Raw genomic sequence first — 11,398 nt, 5'->3', positions numbered from 1 at the left:
TGTACGTGTCGTTGCTAAAGCAACTAAAGCACTGTATAGTGGAAGACCATTACCTGCTGAAGGAATTATCAAAAAATTATTAAGCAATACCAGTTTAGAAGGTTTAATTTAAGCTTATTCGAAATACAAATAATAAAAAGCTATGAAATATGAGTTTAAAAACTTAATTTCGTAGCTTTTATATATATAATACTATTAATGTATTTAAAATTTTAATAAAGCTTTATGGGTATCTCCGCTTATTATTTTATTAAGATTATCAATGATTTGCTCTGGATTCTCTTTCATGTTTTTTCTTATCCACTCAAGCAATAAACCAACAAGAGCAACCTTATAAAAGTTTACTACAAATTCCTTTCCTTTTTCAGACACCTCTGTGCCTAAGGTAATTTCATCTACAACATTTAAAACGAGGTTGTACACTGCACTGTATAAGTGAGTTTCTAATTGGTCTCGACCAATGGAATTATAAGTATTTAGAACCATTTTTCGGTTTTCACTCAAATAATAAAATATCCTCAAAAAACCCTCTTGCCATGTTTTATAGGTTTTGTTTTCTGCCATTACACTTGAAACTTCATTTTTGAAAATCCACTCTAAAAGTGCATAAATATCTTGAAAGTGATAATAGAATGTACGACGATTTACTTTACATTCCTTAACAATATCATTAATTGTGATTTTAGCTAAAGGAGTAGTATTCATTAAACTTTTTAGTGATTGTGCTAAAGCTTGCTTTGTGATTTCTGACATACTTTATACCTCCTTTTTTACTTTACCTTCTATTTTAATGATGCTCCTATCATGAATTTAGATTATTTACTTAATTATAGTATTGTATAAAGTAAAAAGCAATTGCTAAAAATGTGGTTTGAAATCAAACTATCTTTCTAGTGTAATTAGTTTTATATAAAACTATACTTAATGGAAATCACAAAGGCAGAACTATAGTTAATCTAGATTTATAGATTTTAAAAAGCTATACAATAAAAGGAACAAGAAAGCATATGCTCTCTTGTTCCTTTTATTGTATTTATATAACTGTATGCTTCATTTATTATAAGTCTTTTTCGTAACTTTCTACCATTTTTTTAACCATATTTCCACCTATTGATCCTGCTTCTCTTGAAGTTAGATCTCCATTATAACCATCTTTAAGATTAACCCCTAGTTCGCTTGCAGATTCCATTTTAAATTTATTTAAACCTTCTTTTGCTTGTGGAACTAATGTTTTATTTGCCATAATAAATTCCTCCTTTTTTTATAATTTGTTTGTTTTATTAGCATGTTCAATTTTCAGATAAATATGTTGTCTTATTTTTGGTTCAATAGTTTATTGTTATAACATATTCTTAATTATTCCATTAACTAAAAAAAGGGTTTGGAGAACTTTTATTGAATTTACTAATACATGAATAACTTGCTATATTCAAAATAGTAAAGTACGGAATGGAGGGACAATATTATAATTATATTTTTTCATGAATATCGGAATAACAAATGGTGGTGGCAGTATAAACATCATATATACTGCTATTACAAAGATCTTATCAAGATGCAAAAATCCAACTATTAAGAAAATATTAATAAAAAAAGCTATAACTACTAGAATTATAGTTTGATTATTTACTAATCTTTTTTCCGCTTTGAGTGTTTATAATTATTATACCAGCTATAACTAAAATTACAGCCATTATAACTTTAATGCCTAGCATCCTTTCATGTAAGAAAACATAGGATAGAAACACACCAAATAAAGGTATAGTAAATTTATATATAGTAACCCTTCCAACGCCATTATATTTAAGTAAAACTGTCCATATAGAAAATGCTGTTCCAGATATAAATCCTAAGTATAAGAGCAATATTGAACCACTAATAGTAAAATCCAATCCTCTTGCACCTCCCACAAATCCTGTGAGTATTAGAACTATAGAACCAATGAACAACTGGAATCCTGTAATCACAAAGATTCCTATGTCCTTTGCAATTTTTTTGGTGTATATGCCCGCTAATGCGCCTAGCAAACTAGAAATTATTACAAATCCATCGCCGGTTAATGTAAAACCACCTTGCATTCCCCCACCATTCATATTTACAAGAGCAACACCTATAAATCCAATCACTACTCCAACTATTCTCCTAGAACTTAGTTTGTCCTCTTCATAAAAAAAATGAGCTATAATAACGCTGAAAAATGTACTTGTAGATGCAAGTATAGCCCCCTTTGTGCCAGAAGTATTTGAAAGTCCTATGTAGAAGAATACATACTGCAGTGAAGTCTGTAAAAACCCTAAAAAAGCAATCTTATATATGTCTTCCTTTCTTACCTTTAAAGATCTTCTAGTTACGATACAAAATATGAATATTAAAATAGAGGATATTAAAAACCTAAAACCTGCAAAAAGTATTACCTCATAAGTATCGCTTCCTCTTATAGAAAATATTTTGTAACCTGTCTTTACTGAAGGAAACGCACTTCCCCATAAAAAGCAACTAATAAGTGCTAAAATCATAATCACATATGTTTTATTAAATATCACATCTTCTTTATCTTTGTGAATTATATTTTTCTCATTTATATATTTTTGTTTACTTTTTTCCAATTATTTCTCACCTCGCAATTTACTTTTTTAAGTTTTTATCTGCATTTTATAACAAAATGGGTAGACTATATAGTGCACTGAATATATACAGTGTAATTTATATATTCGAAGGGAGAATACTTATGAACAAAAATAATTCAGAAAAAACAAAAAAATCAAATAACCAATTAGATAACAACTTTACTACTAATGGTTATTCAAATGGTTTTTTAAATGGTTTTACTGAGGATCCTTCAGGCGCTGAAAATCCTAGTATAACTATTAACTCTAGTGATGTTACTTCAAAAGCAAAAACAAAAGGTCAATTAGATAACGAACATGCTATTAATGGTTACTCTAATGGTTTTCTGAATGGCTCTACTAAAGATACTGATAAAAGATAAGAATTAAGACAATCTTAAATTAAGGTCCACTTATTCATCTATTACAACTTCCAAATATAAAAGTAGCTAGCAAAACATAATAAGTTTTACTAGCTACCTTTAAGATCTATTTTCTACCCGAAGATTCTTCTAGTATACGTACCGTTTTTATTAAGGAATCAGTGAATTCTTCATTTGAAGAGTTTTTAAAGATAAGTAAGTCATCTTTTACACTTGGATCATCCAGGGCAATAGGAACATCAAAATTAGTCTCTGCAATATATTCATTCCAATGTGCAAGTTTCCATATATCCCTATCAGAATTTCTCTCAATCATTCTTTGCTGGGTTATATCTATTGAAGTTTCTACCCATATAACGACTAAAGATGCGTTTTTATCTTTTAATATTTCTTTTAGCTTTTTGATATAGTTCAAATCTCGTATTTCTTTTGTAAATGGTGCATTAATTAGCACAATATCATCATAATTCAGAGCTTCAAGTGCAAGTGCAACTATTGTTTCGTATTCATAATCACGTATGTTTTCATTAAAAAAATCTGAACTTCTATTGTATTCTTTACCTGCTACAACAAAAATCTGTTTCGATAGTGTTATGAGTGTATCTTTATCAAAATAGGCAACATGGCTTAATTCCTCAGCAAGCTTTTTTGCAATATAAGTTTTTCCACTTGCTGGTGGTGATGTTACTAAAATTAATTTTTTCACAGTAATCCTCTCCTAGTCAAAAAATACTAATTATGAAAGTTTTCAAATTTGTTCAACTATTCACGTACACGCTTATTATACCTCTTTTCCCTGTTTAATATGTTATAAGTTATGTATTTTGTATTTTATTTTGTTAATGCATTTTCAATAGATTTTAGAATTACTTTACTGCTATTTGTTGCCCCTGTTATGGTATCTACTTGTAAACTTTGAGCCTCTAGTACCTTTTCAGGAATAACTTCTGCGCTCTGTCCCCTTTCAGTTTTATGGCTTAATAGAATTATATCTTCAATCTTGTTATTCTTGACCGTAACTGAAACTTCTGAGGCAACAAGAACAGCATCACAAAAGCCTGTATATTTGCCATCAGAAACCTTTGTTAAATCCACATTACTTATTTTAATTGCGTTGACTATTTTATCATATTTCTTCAGAGAAATATAATATTCCCCACCTATTATTCCACCAACTAAAACAATAATACAGACTGCACCCAATAATATTTTCTTTTTCTTATTTAACATAACTACGTTTAACATAACAATCTCCTTTATTTTTTAATAGACCTTAATAAAAGTTCAAATCCATCTTCCATTAATTCCTCAATGCCTTTATTATAATAGGAATTAATATATTTTTCTTTTTTATTAATTAATACAGTAAACCCTAACATAGTCGACCATAGCATAAGGCAAACTGTAACTGAATCTGTATCATTTAAGATCTCACCCTTCTCAATTCCATTAATAATGCAGCTATTTAGAAGTTTGAATGAGTATTCACCAGTTAGGTAACATTCATTAACTAAGGAAGTACTATCATCAACTTGAAAATCAAAATCTTTGTTTTCATAATCTGAAATAGCCTTAAAATATCCCGGATAAGTCCTACTAAATTCAACAAAAGTCTGCCCTAGTTTTTTAATCTTTTTAATCTCACTCATTTCAATATTTTCGCTAATCGTTTTATCATACAAAGCATTTAGAGATTTAAACCCTAATAGCATAATTTCATAGTATAATTCTTCTTTATTTTTAAAATAAGAATATATAGTTTTCTTAGTAAATTCAGCCTCCTTTGCAATATCGTCCATTGTTGAATTTTCAAAACCTTTCTTGAAAAATACCCTCTCAGCTGCATCTATCATGCCATTTTTACGAACTAACCGCTCTTTTTCCCTACGTTCTATAACACCCACTATAATTACACCTCCAGTTTACATTGTATACACACCGTATACTTAATATATTTCAAGTATACAATGTTTAATTATAATGTCAATTAAATAATATTTAAATACAATATATAGCAATTTTATATTGACAAGAATCTTAATATAGGCTAGAATCAATTCGATGGTTATCGAATAATGATATCTTTAGTTAGGGGTTAATAAAAATGAATACAAGGAAAATGGCAAAAATATTTAAAGCTCTTTCTAATGAGAATCGATTAGAGTTATATTTTAAAATTTCCGAGGCTCACGAATCCGGTTTTGAAGCCGGTGGAAAATGCTGGGTTGCAGATATCACTGCTTGTTTGGGTATTGGAGCACCGACAGTCTCTCATCATATAAAAGAGCTTGTGAACGCAGAGCTAATTACCACTGAAAAAAAGGGAAAGTTTTTAATATGTAGAGTAAATGAACAACTAGTTATGCAGGTAAGCGAGATGCTAGCCCTGCAACCTTCTATTAAATGATAAAGGAGTAGTTATTATGGAGAGCGTTGCACTTTTAAAATGTACAGATTATGACGTAGAGCTAATAGAAAAAACATTAAGAGAAGGTTTTGAACTTCTTGGAGGGGATTCTTTTTTAAGAAAACTTATACCTGAAAATAGTAAAGTTTTATTAAAACCTAATTTTCTTAGCATAGAACAAAAGGGATCACCAGTTATAACTCATTACGCAGTTTTTGAAGCTGTAGTTAGAATAGTTAAAGAGTACAGCGAAAACATTATATTCGGAGACTCACCTGGTTTTGGAGATTCAAGAAAGGCAGCTGAAAAGTCAGGACTTATGGAAGTTGCTAACAGATATGGGGTTGTTTTTGATGAATTTAAAGATGATGTCCATGTAATGCTAGACAAATCTATATTATGTAAATCTTGGAATGTAGCTAGGGCACCTTACGAAGCTGATGTTGTAATTACACTTCCAAAGCTAAAGACCCATGCTATGGCATACTATACTGGAGCAGTTAAAAATCAATTTGGTTGTGTTCCGGGCACTCAAAAGGCAACATGGCACACAAGAATGCCAGACGCTAATAATTTCAGTAAAATGCTATTGGATGTAAATACTGTGGTTAACACTAGCTTTGCAATTCTTGATGGAATAATTGCAATGGAGGGAAATGGGCCTAAGAGTGGAACCCCTAAAAAGATGGATACTATAATTATGGGCCAATGTTTAACCGCTGTGGATTCAGTTGCAGTAAGATTAATTGGTTATAATGATGTTTTAAAAATTCCCCTTTTAAAAGAAGCATATGATGCAAAATGGGGGGCTGTTCTACCAGAAGATATAGAGGTATTGGGAGAAAAAATAGAGTCAATGAAATGTGAAGACTTTAAGCTATCAAGAAAAGGAGGCAGTTTTTATTTTGTAAACCCTTCCGTAACTCATTTTTTAACCTCAATGATTGCACCAAATCCAGTTCTAATAGAAGAGAAATGTATTGGTTGCAAGAGATGTGATGAAGTTTGCCCACAAAAGCCTGAAGTTATATCCTTTATAAAGAAAGGAAATAAAGTAATTCCTAAATGGGATTACAGTAAATGTATAAGATGCTTCTGTTGTCAGGAACTTTGTCCAGAAGGTGCAATAGAAACAAAGAATAAGACATTAGGTAAACTGTTAGGTTTAAAATAGAGAATTAATGACTTTGCTTAGAATACCACTCCTGTGGTGACAGACTTTCATCTGTTACATTATTTCTATCTCCTAAAAGTTCTTTGCAAAGCCTCATCATGATACTCCCTTTGAGATCATTATTATTGCTTCTTTTTTCAAATTGAGCAAGTAAATAATTGAGAGATTCATCACCCATTTTAACTATATTTTGATATTCATTTTGATGAGCTTTAATATAGTCATTAGGGCTAGACGATGTATTTGGCGATGACATAATTATCTCAATATATTTCTCGATTTGGTCATTTTTTGGTGTTTGTTTAGCATTTGGATCCTTCGATAATGCATCCCGAAGTAAATCTACCTTACCCGCAAGCACCGAAATATCACCATATTGTTTTTCAATAGAAGCCCGCGTAAATGTAAATGTGGTATCATATTTTGAATCATCTAGTTTTCCATCAGACTGAGAATCACGAAATGCAAAGGTTACTTCGTCTAGATTATCAATCATGCAAAATAAAACTAATGCATTTCTGCTCATATTAGAATAGATTACATTATTATGATCGACAATTGGCCACTCACTGATATGTGAAGCATATTTCTTCGCTTCATAAAACACATTAAGCTTATATGGTTTTTTTTCTGTTACCATTGAGATATATTGTTGCTTAAAATAGGTATAAGGCTCCGGTAGAGCATTTACTATAATAGAAACCTTGCTGTTATCGCCTAAATATGGTGTTTTATATTTTGAAATCCCAATTAAATCGTATGCTGGCATCCCAACTTTTACAACAAACCCATAGCTAACTGTTCCTCTATCCTTAAAGTTTATTTTTATGGTATAGATATATTCACCCGCATCTTTCAGTGCAGTCATACCTAAATCTCCACCCTGTACAAAGCTTGGTGGTACTGGCTTGTATAATTTTATGGACTTACCGTCTTTATATATAGAAATCTCTTCTATTGAAAGATCATATTGTTTATCATTTTTTAATTTCTGTGTTCCAATAACAAATTCCTGACTTGGTTTTATTGAAGTAGCGTTCTCTAATTTGTAATTGAAATTTTTAGGATCATCTGAGTCAGCCTCAATATTTTCACCATTATATTTCCAAGAATAAGTACCCATGAGTGCAACTTTTACTTCTTGGTCTACCACATTTATATATATATCAGGTGGAGCGTTTTTTACAGCTCCAACTCCTGCACCTAAATATAATGCACCAAATATAAGACCTCCTAGTAAAATTACTGAGAGAATTATTACCTTTTTTGATTTTCTACTATGGTTCATAATTGCTACTAATCTCTCCTTTAAACCCCTTTTCTCATCTAACATAGTCACCTGTAATATCCCAGTAGGATATTTATTATGCGCTACAACAGATATTAATGTATCCCCATAATCTTGTTTTTCTGCAGGACTAAGGTTTTTGATGACCGCTTCATCACAAGCTAGTTCACAAGAACTATTAATATCCTTTTTAATAAAATACATAAGTGGGTTAAACCAATGGATTGATGAGACTATCATTGTCAGCCATTTCACTCCAATATCAAAGCGTTTAAGATGTATAATTTCATGAAGCAGAATATTTTTCAGCTGAATTTCATTAAATTTAATATCTGGAATAATAATACAAGGTCTTATAACTCCAATTAGCATTGGAGTGTTTAAAAATCGATTACGTACAAGCCTGACATTATTTCGTCCATTAAGTAAAGTGATTAACATTTCTTTTTCCATATTAACAGCTAATGTATTTGTTTGTTTTAGATGTTTTAAAAATTTAGCATACCCAGTTAAGTTAACAGTAAGTGCGATTATTACGCCCAGCATCCAAATGTATATAGTATATTGGTTAAATAAATCCTGAAAATATCTACCATGATCGGCATCACCATTATAAACACCATTAGCTACATTTTCTTGAACACTTAGTACTGAATTTGAATTGGGTATATTTTGAGCTGTCCCAACCATTGGTTGAACCGCTGGTTGAACTTCCACTTGAGAAGTTTCTACCACTGCCGCTTGATTACCATAAAACAATTCATTCATTATGCTTGTTTCAAGAGAAAATGGTAGTGTCAATCTTAGAATCACCACAATCCAGATGTAGTATTGTATAGACTTTGAAATTTTGTGTTTTATAAATGGCTTCACAGCAAATATTAACACCGCGAGAATACTACCTGACAATGAAAGTGATAGCAATAGTTTAACTGCTTCATTCATCAATATCACCTACCTTAAATAGATCACGTAGCTCCTCAATTTCAGTATCATCAAGTTTTTTGCTTCCCAAAAGAGATGCTACAAGTTTTTTTGCACTGCCAGAATATAACCTATTGATTAAATTTTGCGTAGTATATTCATTGTATTCCGCCTCACTAACCAAAGGCTTATAATAGAATACCTCTTTTTTAGTAGCTATTACTACACTCTTATCACAAAGCCTGCGAAGTAATGTTTTTATTGTAGATGTTTCCCATTTACTCGTTTGCTCAAGTGCTCTTCTAATATCTGACATAGGAAGTTCTCGATCCGCTTCCCAAAATATACGCATAACTTCAACTTCTGAATTTGTTATTTTAGAAACCAATGCACTCATATTCATTTCCCCTCTCGGGTTACTCGTGTAACCTTAAATACAGTTTACAACTGTAACCTTTGCATGTCAATATGTAATTTACATTTATTATTTCATACTATAATCAAGTGTAAATTACACATTCATTGGTCTATTTTTTTTACTTGTATATTTTATCGTTAGTACCACTGCATTTTAGACAGATTAAAAAGATGAATGGAAATTAAAACATATCCTCCCATTCATCTTTTATTTAATATCTTTTATTTTATCCCTTTAAAATTATATCTCTCTTTTGATTATATTCTTGTTCTGTAATTTCGCCTCGAGCAAATCGCTCATTTAAAATATCCATGGCACTGTTACCTCTTATATTATTATAGTGACCCTTGTTATTAGAATGACCTATTAACTTGTAAATTGCATATACAATGATCGCAACAAGAACAATCGGTACTAACATCATAAACATCCCGCCATAACCAACTCCATAACCCATCATAATATTAAAATCCTCCTTTATATTTTTTTATTGTTAGTATTGTTAGTATTTATTTAATTATAAACTTTCCATACATACCCTTTGATGCATGACTAGTATATTGACAAATGTAATAAAAGTCTCCCTCTTGGATACTATTAAAAGTAGTAATTGCATTTGGGTACTTACCCATTGTGGCCGTAGGAAGTGTTGTAATAAAGGTATCAGGATAGATGTCACCGCCCATCATGGTCATATAATTATAAGGTGGAGTTGCGTTTGTAATCTCTACTCCATGAGACATCCCTTCATCTTCATTAATCATTTCCAAAGAAATCTTTGCATCTTTAGGAACTTGTAGATTAGGATTAATTAAGCCACCAATAACAAATTTCCCATCTGCTATTTCAGGTCCAGCTAATAATACAATAGTTATATCTTTACCCTCAAATGAAATAGTATTATTTTCTTTATCCACTATAGCCTTTTTTAAAGAATCCTCCATATGCTTATTTGCAGTTTCTTCATCTAATAAAAAAATGTTGGTGTCTCCATTTTGAAATCCGCTTCCGCCCATCATTCCTCCAAAATTATTACGCCCGCTATTGTTACCATTATATCCATTCATCATGCCCCCGAAGTTTTGGTAATTTTGATTTCCTCCTCCTCTTTCCCTGTTAAATGGGAGATTCATCATCCCTTGATTATTGGAGTTAAGTGCTGAAGATTCATTACCCTTTACTAATTGAAGACTCCAAGCACCATAACCAATAAGAGCGGCAGTAGAAATAATTAACACTAAGCTCCAACCTATCTTTGATTTTTTCATAATATCACCTATCCTATCTTTTTATATAAATTCATATTTTTCATTTCGAATCAATGTGAATTAATTCATCTTTCCTCGATATAAGTTCATTATATAAAACAATTGTGTGGCAATTATGGAGATATAAAAACTAAAGGTAATATCTATTTATAATAGCCTTCACGAACAATAATTTAACAAAATATGAATGATTCTTTTCCACGTAACCCCACCTAATTAAATACTAGAAGGATTTCACAAAATAGTGTTGAATACTTATATTAGAATTACTAATGAAAAACTTTAGTTATAAAATAGATAGTGTTAACTAACCTATGAAAAAACTAGATTAAAAATTTTCAGATTTAAATTGTACCTTGAAAAATGAAAATATACCTTAAAGGAATGAAACATTAGTTTTGTTATCAACAAAACTTTGGGTTTTCTTCTTGGCAAGCAAAAATACACCTTTAAGATTGTTCCTTTTTTCTAAGAACACTGAAGGTGAAAAAAATTAGATTATATCAAAAGATAAATCGTAAATTCAGCTATACAACTTGCTTTTTCAATATAAGTTGTTGTGACAGTTCAATTAACTTTTGCCATTTTCCTGGCATGGTAGAAATTTTGTCAAGCTCAGGAATAGAATTTAATGGGCCCCAATAGGCATAGGTATGAGGTCGAAGAAAATTGTAGTAGGCTACGAATAGGGCTAAATGTGTATTTGATCCTTCTTCACTACCAAATCCATTTGTAACCCGATAGGAAAATTTAAATGTTCTGTTCAGGCGTTCTATTATTTGTTTAAGCCAACGATATTCAGTTGAAATAGGGTCAGAGTTTGTAAGTCCAATCACTTGTATTACGTCAAAGTCCATGTTATTGAGTTTAAACTGTTGCTCCGCAAGTTTATATGCGGTATACCCGTCAGCAACGAATTTAAGAGCCTTG

13 protein-coding genes and 1 pseudogene are annotated in these 11,398 nt (G+C 30.9%); 3 read left to right on the top strand and 11 right to left on the bottom strand.

All coding sequences use genetic code 11. The features are described 5' to 3' along the window. Window positions 1-204: 204 nt before the first annotated feature. From ACJAX4_RS17855 to ACJAX4_RS17845, 3 genes are all read right to left on the bottom strand, one after another. Window positions 205-753, bottom strand: coding sequence for a TetR/AcrR family transcriptional regulator (locus ACJAX4_RS17855; RefSeq protein ID WP_435790802.1), 549 nt, complete (start codon window positions 751-753; stop codon window positions 205-207). Between the two features lie 304 nt (window positions 754-1,057). Next, window positions 1,058-1,243 carry an alpha/beta-type small acid-soluble spore protein gene (locus ACJAX4_RS17850; RefSeq protein WP_435790801.1) on the bottom strand — a complete coding sequence of 62 codons (186 nt, stop codon included), beginning with the start codon at window positions 1,241-1,243 and terminating at the stop codon, window positions 1,058-1,060. A gap of 379 nt (window positions 1,244-1,622) precedes the next feature. After that, window positions 1,623-2,606 carry a DMT family transporter gene (locus tag ACJAX4_RS17845; protein ID WP_435790800.1) on the bottom strand — a complete coding sequence of 328 codons (984 nt, stop codon included), beginning with the start codon at window positions 2,604-2,606 and terminating at the stop codon, window positions 1,623-1,625. A 122-nt stretch (window positions 2,607-2,728) separates the two neighbouring features. Here ACJAX4_RS17845 and ACJAX4_RS17840 point away from each other — a divergent pair, with 122 nt between their 5' ends. Next, on the top strand, window positions 2,729-2,989 hold the full coding sequence (locus ACJAX4_RS17840) for a hypothetical protein (protein ID WP_435790799.1): 261 nt from the start codon (window positions 2,729-2,731) through the stop codon (window positions 2,987-2,989). Window positions 2,990-3,095: 106 nt separating this feature from the next. On the opposite strand, the gene ACJAX4_RS17835 is transcribed toward ACJAX4_RS17840, so the two are convergent. From ACJAX4_RS17835 to ACJAX4_RS17825, 3 genes are all read right to left on the bottom strand, one after another. Then, on the bottom strand, window positions 3,096-3,695 hold the full coding sequence (locus ACJAX4_RS17835; protein WP_435790798.1) for an AAA family ATPase: 600 nt from the start codon (window positions 3,693-3,695) through the stop codon (window positions 3,096-3,098). A 125-nt stretch (window positions 3,696-3,820) separates the two neighbouring features. After that, window positions 3,821-4,234: an FMN-binding protein gene (locus ACJAX4_RS17830; RefSeq protein ID WP_435790797.1), complete on the bottom strand. Its 414-nt coding sequence runs from the start codon at window positions 4,232-4,234 to the stop codon at window positions 3,821-3,823. An 11-nt stretch (window positions 4,235-4,245) separates the two neighbouring features. After that, window positions 4,246-4,893 carry a TetR/AcrR family transcriptional regulator gene (locus ACJAX4_RS17825; RefSeq protein WP_435790796.1) on the bottom strand — a complete coding sequence of 216 codons (648 nt, stop codon included), beginning with the start codon at window positions 4,891-4,893 and terminating at the stop codon, window positions 4,246-4,248. A 200-nt stretch (window positions 4,894-5,093) separates the two neighbouring features. Here ACJAX4_RS17825 and ACJAX4_RS17820 point away from each other — a divergent pair, with 200 nt between their 5' ends. After that, window positions 5,094-5,396, top strand: a complete 303-nt coding sequence (locus ACJAX4_RS17820; protein ID WP_435790795.1) for an ArsR/SmtB family transcription factor — start codon at window positions 5,094-5,096, stop codon at window positions 5,394-5,396. Between the two features lie 16 nt (window positions 5,397-5,412). Continuing rightward, entirely contained in the window at window positions 5,413-6,570 is a 1,158-nt protein-coding gene (locus ACJAX4_RS17815) for a DUF362 domain-containing protein (protein ID WP_435790794.1), read from the top strand. 4 nt (window positions 6,571-6,574) lie between these two features. On the opposite strand, the gene ACJAX4_RS17810 is transcribed toward ACJAX4_RS17815, so the two are convergent. From ACJAX4_RS17810 to ACJAX4_RS17790, 5 genes and pseudogenes are all read right to left on the bottom strand, one after another. Further along, window positions 6,575-8,803, bottom strand: a complete 2,229-nt coding sequence (locus tag ACJAX4_RS17810; protein WP_435790793.1) for a M56 family metallopeptidase — start codon at window positions 8,801-8,803, stop codon at window positions 6,575-6,577. After that, window positions 8,796-9,179 carry a BlaI/MecI/CopY family transcriptional regulator gene (locus tag ACJAX4_RS17805; RefSeq protein ID WP_435790792.1) on the bottom strand — a complete coding sequence of 128 codons (384 nt, stop codon included), beginning with the start codon at window positions 9,177-9,179 and terminating at the stop codon, window positions 8,796-8,798. The genes ACJAX4_RS17810 and ACJAX4_RS17805 overlap by 8 nt, the downstream gene beginning before the upstream one ends. A gap of 247 nt (window positions 9,180-9,426) precedes the next feature. Beyond that, window positions 9,427-9,660: an SHOCT domain-containing protein gene (locus ACJAX4_RS17800; protein ID WP_435790791.1), complete on the bottom strand. Its 234-nt coding sequence runs from the start codon at window positions 9,658-9,660 to the stop codon at window positions 9,427-9,429. Between the two features lie 49 nt (window positions 9,661-9,709). Beyond that, on the bottom strand, window positions 9,710-10,468 hold the full coding sequence (locus tag ACJAX4_RS17795) for a hypothetical protein (RefSeq protein WP_435790790.1): 759 nt from the start codon (window positions 10,466-10,468) through the stop codon (window positions 9,710-9,712). A 527-nt stretch (window positions 10,469-10,995) separates the two neighbouring features. Further along, a pseudogene (locus ACJAX4_RS17790) lies at window positions 10,996-11,398 on the bottom strand (transposase); the annotation flags it as partial.

The organism is Clostridium sp., assembly GCF_051278035.1.
Lineage (GTDB): Bacteria > Bacillota > Clostridia > Clostridiales > Clostridiaceae > Clostridium_AD.
The sequence above is the reverse complement of the archived record's forward strand: the minus strand, read 5'-3'. Positions and strand labels throughout refer to the sequence as shown.